Origin of the sequence: Mycolicibacterium setense (assembly GCF_000805385.1) — a bacterium.
GTDB lineage: Bacteria > Actinomycetota > Actinomycetes > Mycobacteriales > Mycobacteriaceae > Mycobacterium > Mycobacterium setense.
Map to the genome: position 1 here is coordinate 226,699 of NZ_JTJW01000006.1, position 15,280 is coordinate 241,978.

Genomic DNA, 15,280 nt, shown 5'->3' on the forward strand with positions numbered 1-15,280 from the left:
GCTCGGCCAGGCGAAAGATATAGTCCACCGCAACCGACCAGGAGGTGACCCGTTGTCCGACGACATCGAGGCGATCAAGCAGCTCAAGGCCCGGTACTGCCGATTCTTGGACACCAAGGACATCGAAGCCTGGCGGGGTCTGTTCGCCGACGACGTCGTCGTCACCCTGGACATGGCCGTCTCGACCGGTGGCGCCGATCCGCAGACCGCGCCGCCACTGAACGGCTTCGACGAGTTCTTCCCCGTGGTGTGGGGCGGCGTCGAACACGCGGCGACGGTGCATCACTGCCACACACCCGAGATCACGTTGACCTCTGACACCACCGCAACCGGCATCTGGGCCATGGAGGACATGCTGTTCTTCGCCGACGGCAATGAGCTGCACGGAGCCGGGCATTACCACGAGACGTACGAAAAGCGTGACGGCACATGGCAGATCACCAGCCTGCATCTGACCCGAACCGTGTTGAAGTTCAAGACCGCCTAACGCTTGCTGACAAGGTCCGCCGACTCGCCGAACGCCTTGATGTAGTCGAGCGCGGCCCGCGGGCTGCTGCCGTCCACGTGGATGACTGCCCAGGTGGCGCCGTGACCCTCGAGTTCGGCCAGCGCCTCGCGCACGTGCCCAACCGATGCATCGTCGTCGAGGTCGACCGGTGGACACACCACCTGGATGTCGACGGTCGCTGGGTCGCGGCCGGCATCTGCGAGGCGCTGGTGCAGGCGCCGCACGGCGGCGCCGAACTGATCGGCATTCTCGATGGCTGCGGTGCGCATCGTCGCCGCCATGCCCGGCGTGGCTATGATCGGCATCCACCCGTCGCCGTGATCGACCACACGCCGGATCGCGGCGGCACCGTTCCCGCCGATCCAGATCGGCGGATGCGGACGCTGAGCCGGGTGCTGCAACCACACTGGTCCCACTGCGGCGAAATCAGCACCGGTAACCGGTTTTTCGGGCTCGATCCAGATGGCGCGCAAGGCGGCGAGCGCTTCGTCGAGCAGCTCGGCGCGACGCTCCAGGCTGACGCCCACCGCCGCGAACTCGGACCCCAGGTAACCCGCTCCGACGCCGGCGATGAGCCGGCCGCCGGAGATCAGGTCCACGCTGCCCAGGGCCTTGGCTGACAGGTACGGATTGCGGAAGGGGAGCACGTACAGGTTGGTCATCAGCCGGATGCGGGTGGTGGCCGCGGCCATGAAGCTCAGCGCGGCGATCGGGTCGAGAGTGTTGTGGCCACCGTTGTTCCGCCACTTGACCGACGGGGCCGGATGCTCGCTCAACGCGACCGCTGAGAAGCCCGCCGCTTCAGCGTGGGTGACTACTGCCCGGATGACCTCCGGCTGCAGGAAATCGTCAGGTGCGGTGGGCAGCTCGCTGGGGTATTCCAGGGTGTACTTCAATCCATCTATCCGTTTCGGATTAATACTGTAAGCGTTACCGTAGCATCGATCGCTGATCGTCAACCCGGGATGGAGTAGCGATGGATCGCCGGCGGAAAGTACTCGTCATGGGGGCAAGTGGAAACGTCGGTGCCTGTGTCACCCGCCAACTCGTCGACCGTGGCGATGACGTGCGGGTGCTGCTGCGCCGTAGCAGTTCGACCAAAGGCATCGATGGCGTGGAGGTCGAACGGTGCTACGGCGACATCTTCGACACCGAGGCGGTAGCGGCGGCGATGGCCGACCGCGATGTGGTGTTCTACTGCGTGGTCGACACGCGTGCCCACCTGGCCGACCCGGCGCCGCTGTTCTCCACCAATGTCGATGGCCTGCGCAACGTTCTCGACGTGGCCGTCGAAGCTGACCTGCAGCGGTTCGTATTCCTCAGCACCATCGGAACGATCGCCGTCGGTGACCACGGCGCCACTGTCGACGAGGACACTCCGTTCAACTGGGCCGGTAAGGGCGGTCCGTACATCGAATCGCGGCGCCAGGCCGAAGATCTGGTGCTGTCCTACGCCAGAGAGCGCGGTCTGCCGGCCGTGGCGATGTGTGTGTCCAATCCCTACGGTCCGCCCGACTGGCAGCCGAAACAGGGGGCGCTCGTCGCGATGGCGGCGTTCGGCAAGCTACCTGTCTATGTGCGTGGCGTCGGTTCGGAGGTGGTCGGCATCGATGACGCCGCTGAGGCTCTCGTCCTGGCCGCCGAGCATGGCCGGACCGGCGAACGCTACATCGTCTCCGAGCGCTACATGACGCAGCGCGAGATGTTGACCGTCGCCGCGCAGGCGGTTGGTGCCCGGCCGCCCAGGTTCGGCATCCCCATGGCTCCGCTGTACGTCATCGGATGGTTGGCAGGCATCTCCAATCGCCTACTCGGCACCGACTTTCCGATCAACCTCGCCGCGGCGCGGCTGATCTGGCTGACCTCACCCGCCGACCACAGCAAGGCAACCGGTGATCTCGGATGGAAGCCCGGTCCGACCGAAGAATTCATCGGCCGGGCAGCCCAGTTCTACGTGGACCGCAAGAACCGCAACGAGAAGGTCGTCGACCTGTGAGTAAAGCGGATTTCGACGCCATCGTCGTCGGGGCCGGGTTCTCCGGGCTGTACGCCTTGCACCGGCTGCGGGAATCGGGCCTGCGGGTATGCGTTCTGGAAAAGGCCGATGCCGTTGGCGGCACCTGGCTGGTCAATCGGTATCCGGGTGCGCGGTGCGACATCGAGAGCATCGAATACTCCTACAGTTTCAGCGACGAGATCCAGCAGGAGTGGGTCTGGACGGAGACGATGCCGGCTCAGCCCGAGATCGAGGCGTACCTGAACTTCGTCGCCGACCGCCTGGATTTGCGCCGCGACATCGCATTCGGTACCGAGGTCGTGGCGATGAGGTTCGACGAGGCCATCTCTCAATGGGCTGTCACGACCGCTGACGGTCAGACACTGCACACGCCCTTCGTGGTGGCGGCTACCGGGATCCTCTCGGTCCCTCTGGAGCCCGATATCCCCGGGACCAGTCGATTCACCGGCACATCGGTGTTCACCAGCCGCTGGCCGCGTGACGGCGTCGACCTCACGGGCAAGCGCGTCGGCGTGATCGGTACCGGCTCCACCGGTGTCCAACTGATCCCGGTGGTGGCCGAGCAGGCCGAGCAGCTGACGGTGTTCCAACGCTCACCCGCGTTCACGCTGCCCTGGCAGGTCCGGCCGTTCGAAGCCGGCGAACTGGACCGCCTGAAGGCCGACTACGCACAGATTCGTGCCGCACAACGTGAGCATCCGGTGGGCGCGGCGCGGCTCAGCGCATTCTCGGTGTTGTTGGAGATGCTGTCGCGGCCGCCGGTGAAATCGGCTACGCCAGAGGAGAAACGACAGGCTGTCGAGGAACACGGCGTGATGGGCGCGCTCAACTGGGGGGATGTCTTCTTCGACATCGACGCAAATCGGATGGCGACCGAGCTGTACGGACAGGCCGTGGCCCGCATCGTCACCGACCCGCCGACGGCGGCGGCTCTGGTGCCGAGCCACCCGTTTGCCTGCAAGCGACCGATCATCGATCAGGGCTACTACGAGACGTTCAACCGGGACAACGTCACCCTGGTCGATCTGCGCCGCGGAGCCATCCGCGAGGTGACGGCGAGTGGAATCTCGACCGAGCAGGCCGATTTCGAGCTCGACGTGATCATCTACGCGACCGGGTTCGATGCCATGACAGGCGCCCTGAGCCGAATCGACGTGCGTGGCCGTGACGGGGTGGTGCTGGGGGAGTACTGGGCCAAAGAGGGTGCGCTGTCCTATCTGGGGCTGGCCGTGGCCGGTTTCCCCAACCTGTTCACGATCCAGGGACCGGGAAGCCCTTCGGCGGCAACGAACTTCGTGGCAGCATTGGAACAACACGTGGAATGGATCGCGGACTGCATCGCCTACCTGCGGGCCGGCGGATACCGGAGCATCGAAGCGACGAAGCGGGCACAGGCCGAGTGGGTCGAGCACACCACATCGCTGGTGGCGCCCACGGTGCTGGTGCACCCGAGCTGCAATTCCTGGTACAACGGCGGCAATGTGCCCGGCAAGAAGCGGATGTACCTCGGATACACCGCGGGGATTCCCGAGTACCGCCGCCGCTGTGACGAGATCGCGTGCAACGGCTACCCGGGATTCACCCTTGCATAGGGCGGCACGGATCGCCTGGGAACTCGGGGGTGTGGTGCCGCGCTCGGTCGGTGCTCTGCGCGGTGACTGGAATCCGTTCAGCGTGACCGGAATCCGTCAACTCGGCGAGGTGACGCTCGACGAACTGGTGGTGACCGGGATGACTCTGACCGGTCCACCGCCACAGTTGCCGCGTGCCGTGGGGGACTACCAGGACGCCGCCTCCGAACTCGCCGCACTGGACGTCGACAGTGCCCACATCTGCCCGGAGGCGCTGCAAGTCAAGCACATCCGACCACGCCGGTTCGGCGCGCTGACGTTCGAGGAGCTGGTGTTCGATCACGAGCCCGCGCTGCCTGCTTCGCTGCTCGCGGATGGTCACGGCGGTGTGGCCACGGCCAGAGTGAGGCTGTACCGCTGCGGCGCTGAGACGCGGCCGTGGCTCATCTGGATCCATGGCGCCGGGCAGGGCGATCCGATGGACCTACTGGTCGCACGGGTTCGACGCCTGCGGGATATGGGCTTCAACGTGGCCTTGCCGGTGCAACCAGGCCACGGGTCACGGCGAGATTCCTGGCCCGAGTATCCCGCCCGCGATCCGCTGGCCAATGTGGCGGGCACGATGCGGGCAGTGTCGGAGGTGCGGGCGCTGATCGGCTGGCTCGAACCGCGGGCGTCGTCGATCGCGGTGGCCGGGCTGTCGCTGGGAAGCGCTGTGGCGGCTCTTGTTTCGCATCTCGACGCGCGTGTTTCCGCGGTCGCGGTGTATACGCCCATTCTCGGGCTCAACACCATGATCGGCCTTCATCTCGGGCGCTGGGGATCGGCCGGACAGGCGGCTGCGGTACAGCTGCAATCCGGCATCGTGTCGGCGCTGACTTCGGTGATCGATCCACTTGCCACGGTGCCACTGGCCGAGCGGCGGTTGATCGTGGGGGCATGGCACGATCGGATGGCGATGCGGGCCTCGGCGCTGGCACTGCATGAACGGTGGGGCGGCGAACTGCACTGGCACGACGGCAGCCACGTCGGGCATCTGTTCTCGGGGGCAGTGCAGAAGGCGACCGAACAGTTCCTAGCTGCCGTAGGTTGAGATGATCCGGGCTCTGACACAGTCGATCTCATGGTCGAGATCGTGGTCCTCGGGAAGCACGACCCACTGGAATGCGATCCCGAAGATCGACCCGGTGATGTCCCGCAGTGCCATGTCGACATCGATATCAGGCCGCAGGGAGCCGTCGGCGATACCCGCGTGCAGCCCGGCCTCGATTTTGACCGCGGCCCCGGCCAATTGTGCGCGGACGCCGTCGCGGAGCGGTGATGTGGTCTTCACGGCCTCGAATGCCGACACGAACATCGCGCGCGTCACCGAGGCATCCTCGGAGTGGATCTCCCGCACCCGGTCGAAATGCGCCAACACCTGCTGTAGTCCGGTGGCGTCGGGTTCGGGATCGGGATTGAGACGCGCGACGTACACATCCTGGAAAGCCTCCAGGATGGCGTCCTTGCTGCCGTACCGGGCATGAACCATGGCCCGGCTGTACCCGGCCCGCCGGCCGATCTCGGCGGCTGTGGTTGCTTCCCAGCCTTTTTCGACGATCAGTTCCGCGGCGGCCTGCAACAGTCTGCGTGAGGACAGCTCGACGCGCTCCGGCTGAGTCAGGCCATGGGCTGGGGAAGGCACCCTTGCATATTAGACGGCCGACAACTAACTTAGTTGTTCAGCGTCAAATTTCTCCGGCGGAGGTCATGGATGACACCGATCGCGGTGCCTGTTTCCGGGTCGGTGCCGAAAAGCATCGACGGTGTCACCGCGTCCTGGCTGTCCGAGGCGCTGGCCACGCAGGTGCGCGCGGTGCGGGCCGAACGGATCGCGGAGGACACCGGTTTCTCCGCGGCGTTGTACCGGCTCCACCTGAGCGGATCCGATGATGTGCCAGAGACTTTGATCGTCAAGTTGCCCGCCGAGTCTTTGGCTCGCGGCGGGATGGAGATGCTCGGCGGATATCGGCGCGAGCTGGACTTCTACCGGTGCGTCGCGCCAGATGCGCCCATGGCCACTCCGCGCTGTCACGTCGCGCGGATGTCCGGAGCCGACTTCATCCTGGTGCTCGAGGATCTGCGGGACTGGGAGAACGCGGACCACCTGGCCGGGTTGTCGATGGAACGTGCGCAGCTGTGTATCGAACAGTTGGCCGGCTTGCACACATGGTCGGCAGGCGTCGATGACACTGTCCTGAACAAATTTCCGAGCATCGACAGCGCCTTGACGCGAGACCTTTTTCTACCGGCCTTCGCGGCGGGCTGGCAGCTCTATCGAGATCACACCGAGCAAACAGTTCGGCCGGAGGTGGCGCGTTTCGCTGAACGGTTCACCGATCTGGCGCCCGCGGCGCTCGTCGCACTCTCGCACCGGAACATGTTGCTGCACGGAGACATCCGGGCCGACAACATGTTCTTCAGGGGCGGCGCGCTGAAGGTGGTCGACTTCCAGTTGACGGTGCGCGGGGCCGGCGCGGCCGACATCGCGTATCTGGTCAGCCAGGGTCTGCCCACCGAGGTGCGCCAAGGCCGCGACGAAGAGCTGGTGGGTGCGTACGTCAGCCAGGTCGGTGGATACCCGTTCGACGAGGCGTGGCGGCATTACCGTTTGGCGACCGCCCTGCTGCTCTACATGCCGGTGGTCGCCCTGCTGACGTGGGATGTCGCCCCCGAGCGGTCCCGGCAACTGTGCCTGACCCTCATCGACCGGGCTGTCGCGGCCATCGAAGACATCGGTGCGTTGGAGGAATTTTCATGAGGACAGCGCGCGAAGTGGTCGAACAGTACAACTGGGTGGTCTGGAACGAGAAGGACTTCGCTCTCGCCGATGAACTGTTGGGGGACACCGTTACCCGCCACGATGTGGGCGAGGCGAAGGTGCTGACCCATGGGGAGGCGGTCAACCGGGTGATCGACCACTGGGCGATGTTCGAGACGATCCGGTTCGACCTGAACCTGATCGTCGCGGGTGACGACGGCGAGCACGTCGCGATCGTGTACCAATCGCCGATGACGACCACCGATGGCCACTCGTTGACCATCAGCAGTATGGAGATCTTCCGCGTGGTCGATGGGCGGATCACCGAAGTGTGGAATTGTGGTTACAGGCAAGGAGTTTGGGTATGACCGACGAGCGCTTGCGCGAGGAGCCGAAATGACCGACCGAGTCCTCGACGAACTGGGCTACTACCTGTTGGCCGGTGCGGGCGGTGAAGGCCCGGCCTCTTTGATGGACGAGGCGCGTCGCGGTGAGGAACTCGGCTTCGGCACCGCGTTCATCTCCGAACGGTGGAACGTCAAGGAGGCGTCCTCGCTCGTCGGCGCCGCCTGCGCGGTGACCGATCGCATGCAGATCGCCACGGCGGCAACCAATCACAACACCCGCCATCCGCTGATCACCGGATCGTGGGCCACCACGATGCACCGGCTGTCGCGCGGCCGGTTCACCCTCGGCATCGGCCGCGGGATCGCGGCCATGTACAACGCGTTCGGCGTGCCTGCCGTGACCACCGCACAGATGGAGGACTTCGCGCAGGTGATGCGCAAGCTGTGGCACGGCGAGGTGATCTTCAACCACGATGGCCCGATCGGCAAATACCAGGTGCTGTTCCTCGACCCTGACTTCAACGAGGACATCCGCTTGGCGATCGTGGCTTTCGGACCGCAGACGCTGGCCTTGGGTGGGCGGGAGTTCGACGACGTCATCCTGCACACCTACTTCACCCCGGAGACGTTGCAACGCGCGGTGAAGACCGTCAAAGATGCCGCCGAACAAGCCGGCCGCGACCCCGACAGCGTGCGGGTGTGGTCGTGCTTCGCCACGGTGGGCGATCACTTGCCCGAGGAACTGCGGCTCAAAAAGACCGTGGCCCGGCTCGCGACGTATCTGCAGGGTTACGGCGATCTCCTGGTGAGCACCAACAATTGGGATCCCGCTGTGCTGCAACGCTTCCGGGAAGATTCCGTCGTCACCTCGATTCTGGGGGGCATCGATCACAAGGCCAGCGCCGAGCAGATCGAGCACATTGCCACGCTCATTCCCGACGAATGGCTGGAACCGTCGGCCACCGGAACGGCACAGCAGTGCGTGGACCGTATCCGCAAAGAGTTCGACTACGGCGCCGACGCGGTGATCATGCACGGGGCGACACCCGACGAGCTCGAGCCGATCGTCACCGAATACCGGGCCACCCGGGCGTCGGCGGGATCCGGCAAATAGAAAGGCAGGAACGTCGACCGCTTCCTGCCACTTCCAACATATAGCGCACCCCGGGGCTTGCGGCAAGGCCCCGGGGGTGATGCAGAATCTCCTCCCGCAGTGCTGAGCTGCGAGAACAGGGGGATTCATGATCGACGTGATCATTGCCGGCGCGGGACCGACCGGGGCGATGCTCGCCGCCGAACTACGACTGCACGGTGTGGGCGTGCTGGTGCTGGAGAAGGACCACGAGCCGTCGAAGGTGGTCCGCGGACTGGGGCTGCATGCGCGCAGCATCGAAGTGATGGACCAGCGCGGCCTGCTGTCCCGGTTCCTCGAACACGGTCAGAAACACCCGGTCGGAGGGTTCTTCGCCGGTATCGCCAAACCTCAGCCCGAAGGCCTCGACACCGCCCACGCGTACGTCCTCGGGATCCCGCAGACGATCACCGAACGTCTGCTGCTCGAGCATGCCCAGGAACTCGGCGCCGAGATCCGTCGCGGGTGCGAGGTGATCGGAGTGAGCCAGGACGACGACGGGGTCACGGTCGAACTGGCCGGAACAAGGTCGCGGTTGAGGTCGCGCTATCTCGTCGGCTGCGACGGCGGACGCAGCACGGTGCGCAAGGCGATGGGCATCGGCTTCCCCGGTGAGCCTGCGACGGTAGAGACGTTGTTGGGTGAGATGGAGCTGGACGTGCCGCCCGAAACGCTCGATGCCGTGATGGCCGAAGTCCGCAAGACGCAACTGCGATTCGGGGCGATGCCGCTGGGCGACGGCGTGTACCGCGTCATCGTCCCTGCCGATAAGGTGGCCGAGGACCGCGCCACGGCACCGACGCTGGACGAGTTCAAGCGTCAGTTGGTGCTCACCGCGGGCACTGACTTGGGTGTCCATTCCCCGCGCTGGTTGTCGCGATTCGGCGACGGCACGCGGCTGGCCGAAGACTATCGAAGCGGACGGGTGTTGCTGGCCGGCGATGCCGCTCACGTGCATCCACCAACGGGTGGCCAGGGACTCAATCTCGGTGTCCAGGACGCCTTCAACCTCGGTTGGAAACTGGCAGCCGAAGTGGCCGGTTGGGCTCCGGAGGGGCTGCTGGACAGCTACGGCACCGAACGCCGACCGGTGGCTGCTGACGTGCTGGACAACACGCGCGCACAGATGGAGCTGATGTCGCTGGAGCCGGGCGCTCAGGCGGTGCGCCGACTGGTGACCGAATTGATGGACTTCCCCGGGGTGAGCCGGTACCTGACGGAGAAGATCATCGCGATCGGCATCCGTTACGACTTCGGTGAAGGGCACGACATGCTCGGTCGCCGGTTACGGGACATCCCGCTCAAGCGCGGGCGCCTCTACGACCTGATGCATGCCGGGCGCGCAATGCTGCTGGACCAGACCGGGCGACTCGCGGTGGACGGCTGGGCTGACCGCGTCGACCACGTCGTCGAAGCCAGCGAGGAGTTGGACGTGTCCGCGGTGCTGCTTCGGCCCGATGGGCATGTGGCCTGGGTGGGGGACGATCAAGCGGATCTGATCGCCCACCTCGAGAAGTGGTTCGGCTCTCCCCTCGAGCAGACGTGAAACTGCCTGTTCGGCAATGAAAATGGGCATTTTTATGTCTGCTCACCGTCCGAGTTCACGGCATGATCAGGCTGCGGGACACCGGCTCGGCCACCGCTTGGCGGCTGAAAATGCCGTGTTGAAGGGTGACCAGCAGCGCGTTGCGGGTTTCCTCGGGGGAGATGAGTTCATCGAAGCCGAGGTGGCCGGCCGACCGGAAGGACGCCTCCAGTTCCATCCGCTTGAGCACCTCGGTGTAGTCCTCGCCGGCATGGGTGGCAGCGCTCAGGGCGGCCGCACCCATCGCGCCCATCGTCGCGCCCGGATAGGCGAAGGTGGCCACCTGATCGTCGAAACCCAAGAGCGACATCACCATCGAGCCGAAACCGAACGCTTTGCGCAGCGTGACGTGCAGCTTGAGCGTCGTCGCGGCGGTCTGCGCGGCGAACATGCGTGCGCCACTTCGCAGTACGCCGCTGCGCTCGGACTGACTGCCCGGCAGCATGCCGGGGTTGTCGGCGAGAAACACGATCGGCAGATGGAACGCGTCGGCCACCGCGATGAAGTGGGCCGCCTTGTCCGCGGCGTCTGCATCGATCGAGCCGGCCATCACCTGTGGTTGATTGGCCACCACCGCAACCGGATAGCCGCCGAGATGAGCGAGTGCGCAGATGATGGCGCGCCCGAACTTGGGTTGCACCTCGAACCAGTCGGGGCGGTCGAAGATCTCGTCGAGCACCGAGCGCATGTCGTAGATCTGCCGATTGTCGCGCGAGATGATGTCGAGGAGTTCGGGGGTCGGTCGGGGATCAGCGGTAGCGTCGGCGAGGCGGGTCGGCGGATACGACCATGCGCTCGACGGAAAGTAGGACAAGTAGCGGCGGATATCGTCGATGACCGTCTCGTCGTCTTCGGCGTAATTGTGGATCACGCCGCTGGCCAACGCGACATTCGGTCCGCCGAGGTCCTCCTTCGAGATGTCCTCTCCGGTCGACTCTTTCACCACCGGCGGTCCGGCGGTGAAGATGGCTCCCTGATCGCTCATGATCGTGAAATCGCACACCGGAGCCACCAGGGCGCCGTGACCGGCCGACGGCCCGAGCACTGCCGAGACGGTCGGGACCTTCCCCGAACACTTGGCCTGAGCGATGAGGTCGGTGGGTGTACGCCCATAGTGCTCGCCGCTGGGGCGAAAACCCGCTCCCTCCAACAACATCACCAGCGGAATCTTGTTGCGCAGCGCCAGCTCCGCGAGTCGGTAGCGTTTGGCGTTTCCACCGGGCCCGATGCTGCCGGCCAGCGTGGTGAAATCCTCGGCGCCCACCATCACCGGTGTGCCGTCGATCCGGCCCGAACCGGCGATGAGACCGTCGGCGGCGATGTCGCCACCCGCCAAGGTGCCGAATTCCTGGAAGGTGTCGGCGTCGAGCAATCGTGCAATGCGCGCTCGGGCATCGAGTTTGCCCTTGGCGTGGTGCTTGGCCAGTCGTTCGGGCCCGCCCATGCCGAACGCCTGTTCACGCCGTCGAGCGAGGTCCTCGAGCGTTTCCTTCCACTCGGCGGCGTTGGTCATGATCTCTCCACTTCTCGAACCGGCGGTTGGCTTGTAGCCTAACTCGTTGACCATACTGAATTGCTTACTGTAGCGTCGATGAGGTGTCCGGATTGCGCACGGCGGTACAAGCTGGCAAAGGAATGCACCGCTGATGAGTGAACCGGCTCTCCGCGCGGTCAAGATCGACCGCGGTATCCCCAGTCGGCTGGCCGAAGTGCCGCAGATCGCCCGCGAGCTCGAAGCCCACGGCTACGACGGCTGCTGGACCGGAGAGATCAACCACGACCCGTTCCTGCCGCTGGCACTTGCGGCCGAGCACACCGAGCGGATCCAGATCGGCACCAGCATCGCCGTCGCCTTCGCGCGCAATCCGATGACCATGGCTCAGCTGGGCTGGGATCTGCAGACGTACTCGGGTGGACGCTTCATCCTCGGGCTGGGCACGCAGATCCAGCCGCACATCGAAAAGCGATTCAGCATGCCGTGGAGCCACCCGGCTCGCCGCATGCGCGAGTACATCGAAGCGCTGCAGGCGATTTGGGGATGCTGGCGTGACGGCACGAAGCTGCGGTTCGAGGGGGAGTTCTACACCCACAAGATCATGACGCCCATGTTCACCCCGGAACCGTCGGACCTGCCGTTCCCCAAGGTGTTCCTGGCCGCGGTGGGGGAGCTGATGACCGAAGTATGCGGTGAGATGGCCGACGGGCTGCTGGCGCATGCGTTCACCACCCGGCGCTATCTGGACGAGGTGACCACGGTCGCGTTGCAGCGCGGAATGGACCGCGCCGGTCGTGATCGCGCCGACTTCGAGCTGTCCTGCCCGGTGTTCCTGGTGACCGGTGCCGACGAACAGGAGATGGCCGCGGCGTCGATCGCGACCCGTAAACAACTCGCGTTCTACGGCTCTACGCCGGCCTACCGCAAAGTCTTGGACCTGCACGGCTGGGGCGATCTGCACACCGAACTGCATCGGTTGTCCCTGGCCGGTCAGTGGGACGCGATGGGTGGGCTCATCGATGACGAGGTGCTGGGCACCTTCGCCGTGGTCGCCCCGGTTCCCGAGCTTGCCGCGGCGTTGCGGCGCCGCTGCGACGGTGTCATCGACCGCGTGCTGCCAGGTTTTCCCGCCGCGGTGTCCCCGGACACCGTGAACGCGGTGCTGCAGGAGTTTCGAGAATGCCCGCCAGTGAGGAGCAACGTATGACCGTCCGTGCGATCGACGATGTCGCCAAGATGTTCGCCACCCCGTCGGCGTACACCGACGAGGTGACATTGCACGCGGACCTGGCCCACCTGCGGGCCAACGCCCCGGTGTCCTGGGTCGAGGTACCCGACTATGCCCCGTTCTGGGCGATCACCAAGCACGCAGACATCATGGAGATCGAGCGTGCCAACGACATCTTCACCAACTCGCCGCGCCCGGTATTGGTCACGCGCGAGGGTGACGAGCAGCAGGCCGCCATCGGAATCCGGACGTTGATCCACACGGACGACCCACTACATCGCGACCTGCGGGCCATCGGAGCCAACTGGTTCCGGCCAAAGGCAATGCGCGCGTTGAAGGATCGCGCCGACGAACTGGCCAAGCGGTTCGTCGACAAAATGGTCGATGAGGGGCCAGAATGCGATTTCGTGCAGCAGGTCGCCGTGAACTATCCGCTGTACATGATCATGACGCTGCTCGGGGTGCCCGAGTCCGACTTTGCGTTCATGCTCAAGCTCACCCAGGAGCTGTTCGGCAGCGACGACGACGAGTTCAAGCGCGGGGCCAGCATGGAGGAGCAGGGCATGGCGCTGCTCGAGATGTTCCAGTACTTCACCGAACTGACGGCCTCGCGTCGGGCGAATCCGACCGATGACTTGGCTTCCACGATCGCCAACGCCACGCTGGACGGCGAGCCGCTGTCCGATATCGACACCGTTTCCTATTACGCGATCATCGCCGCTGCCGGCCACGACACCAGCAGTGCCAGCATTTCCGGCGGCATGCACGCGCTGCTACAGAATCCCGACCAACTGGCCCGGCTGCAGAACGACATGAGTCTGATGCCGCTCGCGGTTGAGGAGATGGTCCGGTGGACGACGCCGGTCAAGGAGTTCATGCGTACCGCACAACAGGACTACGAAATTCGTGGTGTACGCATTGCGAAGGGTGAGTCGGTACTGCTGTCCTATGTCTCGGGTAACCGCGACGAGGACGTCTTCGTCGATCCGTTCCGCTTCGATGTCGGGCGAGATCCCAACAAACACATAGCGTTCGGCTATGGTGTGCATTTCTGTCTCGGTGCCGCACTGGCCCGGATGGAGATCAACAGCTTCTTCTCCGAGTTGCTACCGCGGTTGCGCTCCGCTGAGCTCGTCGGCGTACCGCAGCACATGGCCACCACGTTCGTCGGCGGGCTCAAGCACCTGCCGGTGCGCTACTCGCTGCGTTAGGCGCGCCGAGCAGACGTAGAGTCGCACAAAACAACGCTGTTTCGTGCGACTCTACGTCTGCTCGCGGGAAGCTCGCGCTACTCGGAGCCCGAGTTCCCCCGCGCTGCGGCATGCAGCGCGTCACCGCGGCTACCCTGCTCATGGTGGCTCAGCGCCTGGATCGAAACATCATGACCCTCAGCAGATTTGCGCAGTGCGCCCACGGTGGCCTGCTCGCGCGAGATGTGGGTGAACGGATCGAACGAGTACCAGCGCATGGCGTTCTCGTACGTCATCTTGTTGATCTCGTCGTCGGGCACATTGTTTTCGGTCAGCACATCCCACAACTCCTCGGGTGCACCTGGCCACATCGAGTCGCTGTGCGGGTAATCGGCCTCCCACGCGATGTTGTCGATGCCGATCTTGTTGCGCAGGGTCACGCCGACCGGGTCGGAGATGAAGCAGGTCAGGAAGTGCTCACGGAACACCTCGCTGGGGAGCTTGCCGCCGAAGTTCTGGTGCGTCCAGGTCGAGTGCATCTCGTAGGTGCGGTCGACGCGCTCCAGGAAGTACGGGATCCAGCCCGTGCCGCCCTCGGACAGTCCGATCTTGAGATCCGGATAGTCCTTGACGGGCTTGGACCACAACAGATCCGCGGCGGCCTGCACGATGTTCATCGGCTGCAGGGTGATCATCACGTCCAGTGGCGCGTCCGGGGCGGTGATGGCCAGCTTGCCCGACGACCCGATGTGCACGTTGAGCACGGTGTTGGTGTCGCACAACGCCTTCCACAGCGGGGTCCAGTAATCGTCGTGGAAGCTCGGGTAACCCATCGCCGCCGGATTCTCGCTGAACGTCAGCGCGTGCACACCCTTCTTCGACACCCGGCGGACCTCGGCGGCGCAGGCCTCGGCATCCCAGATCACCGGCAGCGCCATCGGAATGAAGCGGGCCGGGTAGGCGCCGCACCACTCGTCGATGTGCCAGTCGTTGTAGGCCTGGACCAGAGCCAGGGAGAACTCCGGATCCTCGGTGGCGAACAGGCGGCCGGCGAAACCGGGGAAGGACGGGAAGCAGATGGAGCCGAGGATGCCGCCGGCGTTCATGTCCTTGACGCGCTCATCGACGTTGAAACAGCCCTTGCGGATCTCGTCCAAGCCCTGCGGTTCCAGGCCGTATTCCTCCTTGGGTCGGCCGGCGACCGCGTTCAGTGCGACGTTGGGAATGACGATGTCGCGAAACTGCCAGGTATCGCTGCCATCCGGGTTGTGCACCAGGCGTGGCGCCTCATCGGCGTACTTCTTGGGAAGGTGATTCTTGAACATGTCAGGTGGTTCGACGATGTGATCGTCCACGCTGATCAGGATCATGTCGTCTTTGTTCACGAACGCACTCCATTCACGACGG

The 15,280-nt window shown here is 64.9% G+C and carries 14 protein-coding genes; 10 read left to right on the top strand and 4 right to left on the bottom strand.

Going from position 1 to position 15,280, the window contains the following annotated elements:
- Positions 1 to 52 precede the first annotated feature (52 nt).
- Entirely contained in the window at positions 53 to 487 is a 435-nt protein-coding gene (locus tag QQ25_RS11730; RefSeq protein WP_039318132.1) for a nuclear transport factor 2 family protein, read from the top strand.
- Here the strand turns inward: QQ25_RS11730 and QQ25_RS11735 are convergent.
- Positions 484 to 1,404 (bottom strand): TIGR03619 family F420-dependent LLM class oxidoreductase, encoded by a 921-nt coding sequence (locus QQ25_RS11735; protein WP_039378862.1) that lies wholly within the window; start codon positions 1,402 to 1,404, stop codon positions 484 to 486. The genes QQ25_RS11730 and QQ25_RS11735 overlap by 4 nt on opposite strands.
- Before the next feature lie 80 nt (positions 1,405 to 1,484).
- On the opposite strand from QQ25_RS11735, the gene QQ25_RS11740 reads away from it, so the two are divergent.
- The 3 genes from QQ25_RS11740 to QQ25_RS11750 are packed head-to-tail and all read left to right on the top strand — an operon-like array spanning position 1,485 to position 5,189.
- A complete protein-coding gene (locus tag QQ25_RS11740) occupies positions 1,485 to 2,504 on the top strand; it encodes an NAD-dependent epimerase/dehydratase family protein (RefSeq protein ID WP_039378863.1) in 1,020 nt (339 codons plus the stop codon).
- Positions 2,501 to 4,117, top strand: a complete 1,617-nt coding sequence (locus QQ25_RS11745; protein WP_039378865.1) for a flavin-containing monooxygenase — start codon at positions 2,501 to 2,503, stop codon at positions 4,115 to 4,117. Before QQ25_RS11740 ends, QQ25_RS11745 begins: the two co-directional genes overlap by 4 nt.
- Entirely contained in the window at positions 4,110 to 5,189 is a 1,080-nt protein-coding gene (locus QQ25_RS11750; protein WP_039318147.1) for an acetylxylan esterase family protein, read from the top strand. Before QQ25_RS11745 ends, QQ25_RS11750 begins: the two co-directional genes overlap by 8 nt.
- Here the strand turns inward: QQ25_RS11750 and QQ25_RS11755 are convergent.
- Positions 5,172 to 5,780 carry a TetR/AcrR family transcriptional regulator gene (locus tag QQ25_RS11755; protein ID WP_039318148.1) on the bottom strand — a complete coding sequence of 203 codons (609 nt, stop codon included), beginning with the start codon at positions 5,778 to 5,780 and terminating at the stop codon, positions 5,172 to 5,174. The two genes, QQ25_RS11750 and QQ25_RS11755, sit on opposite strands and share 18 nt — an antisense overlap.
- A gap of 69 nt (positions 5,781 to 5,849) precedes the next feature.
- Between QQ25_RS11755 and QQ25_RS11760 the strand changes: the two genes are divergently transcribed.
- The 4 genes from QQ25_RS11760 to rox all read left to right on the top strand — a co-directional run bounded on the left by QQ25_RS11760 (position 5,850) and on the right by rox (position 9,921).
- The gene (locus tag QQ25_RS11760) at positions 5,850 to 6,896 is read left to right on the top strand and encodes a phosphotransferase (protein WP_039378867.1); all 1,047 of its coding nucleotides are present in this window, start codon (positions 5,850 to 5,852) and stop codon (positions 6,894 to 6,896) included.
- Complete coding sequence (locus tag QQ25_RS11765; RefSeq protein WP_039378869.1) at positions 6,893 to 7,264, top strand: nuclear transport factor 2 family protein; 372 nt, start codon at positions 6,893 to 6,895, stop codon at positions 7,262 to 7,264. Before QQ25_RS11760 ends, QQ25_RS11765 begins: the two co-directional genes overlap by 4 nt.
- Positions 7,265 to 7,292: 28 nt before the next feature.
- On the top strand, positions 7,293 to 8,357 hold the full coding sequence (locus QQ25_RS11770; protein WP_039378871.1) for a TIGR03857 family LLM class F420-dependent oxidoreductase: 1,065 nt from the start codon (positions 7,293 to 7,295) through the stop codon (positions 8,355 to 8,357).
- 127 nt (positions 8,358 to 8,484) lie between these two features.
- Complete coding sequence (gene rox, locus QQ25_RS11775; RefSeq protein ID WP_039378872.1) at positions 8,485 to 9,921, top strand: rifampin monooxygenase; 1,437 nt, start codon at positions 8,485 to 8,487, stop codon at positions 9,919 to 9,921.
- 55 nt (positions 9,922 to 9,976) lie between these two features.
- On the opposite strand, the gene QQ25_RS11780 is transcribed toward rox, so the two are convergent.
- Positions 9,977 to 11,473 carry an acyl-CoA carboxylase subunit beta gene (locus QQ25_RS11780; RefSeq protein WP_039379841.1) on the bottom strand — a complete coding sequence of 499 codons (1,497 nt, stop codon included), beginning with the start codon at positions 11,471 to 11,473 and terminating at the stop codon, positions 9,977 to 9,979.
- Between the two features lie 133 nt (positions 11,474 to 11,606).
- Between QQ25_RS11780 and QQ25_RS11785 the strand changes: the two genes are divergently transcribed.
- Both QQ25_RS11785 and QQ25_RS11790 read left to right on the top strand, forming a co-directional pair.
- Entirely contained in the window at positions 11,607 to 12,662 is a 1,056-nt protein-coding gene (locus QQ25_RS11785) for an LLM class F420-dependent oxidoreductase (RefSeq protein WP_039378874.1), read from the top strand.
- On the top strand, positions 12,659 to 13,894 hold the full coding sequence (locus tag QQ25_RS11790; RefSeq protein WP_039318162.1) for a cytochrome P450: 1,236 nt from the start codon (positions 12,659 to 12,661) through the stop codon (positions 13,892 to 13,894). Before QQ25_RS11785 ends, QQ25_RS11790 begins: the two co-directional genes overlap by 4 nt.
- 77 nt (positions 13,895 to 13,971) lie before the next feature.
- On the opposite strand, the gene QQ25_RS11795 is transcribed toward QQ25_RS11790, so the two are convergent.
- Positions 13,972 to 15,258, bottom strand: a complete 1,287-nt coding sequence (locus QQ25_RS11795) for an amidohydrolase family protein (protein ID WP_039318165.1) — start codon at positions 15,256 to 15,258, stop codon at positions 13,972 to 13,974.
- Positions 15,259 to 15,280: the final 22 nt, after the last annotated feature.

Excerpts from the sequence above, each read along its gene's own strand:
- QQ25_RS11760 (WP_039378867.1), top strand. The coding sequence starts at position 5,850 with ATGACACCGATCGCGGTGCCTGTTTCCGGGTCGGTGCCGAAAAGCATC.
- QQ25_RS11740 (WP_039378863.1), top strand. The coding sequence starts at position 1,485 with ATGGATCGCCGGCGGAAAGTACTCGTCATGGGGGCAAGTGGAAACGTC.
- rox (WP_039378872.1), top strand. The coding sequence starts at position 8,485 with ATGATCGACGTGATCATTGCCGGCGCGGGACCGACCGGGGCGATGCTC.
- QQ25_RS11790 (WP_039318162.1), top strand. The coding sequence starts at position 12,659 with ATGACCGTCCGTGCGATCGACGATGTCGCCAAGATGTTCGCCACCCCG.
- QQ25_RS11780 (WP_039379841.1), bottom strand. The coding sequence starts at position 11,473 with ATGACCAACGCCGCCGAGTGGAAGGAAACGCTCGAGGACCTCGCTCGA.
- QQ25_RS11785 (WP_039378874.1), top strand. The coding sequence starts at position 11,607 with ATGAGTGAACCGGCTCTCCGCGCGGTCAAGATCGACCGCGGTATCCCC.
- QQ25_RS11765 (WP_039378869.1), top strand. The coding sequence starts at position 6,893 with ATGAGGACAGCGCGCGAAGTGGTCGAACAGTACAACTGGGTGGTCTGG.
- QQ25_RS11770 (WP_039378871.1), top strand. The coding sequence starts at position 7,293 with ATGACCGACCGAGTCCTCGACGAACTGGGCTACTACCTGTTGGCCGGT.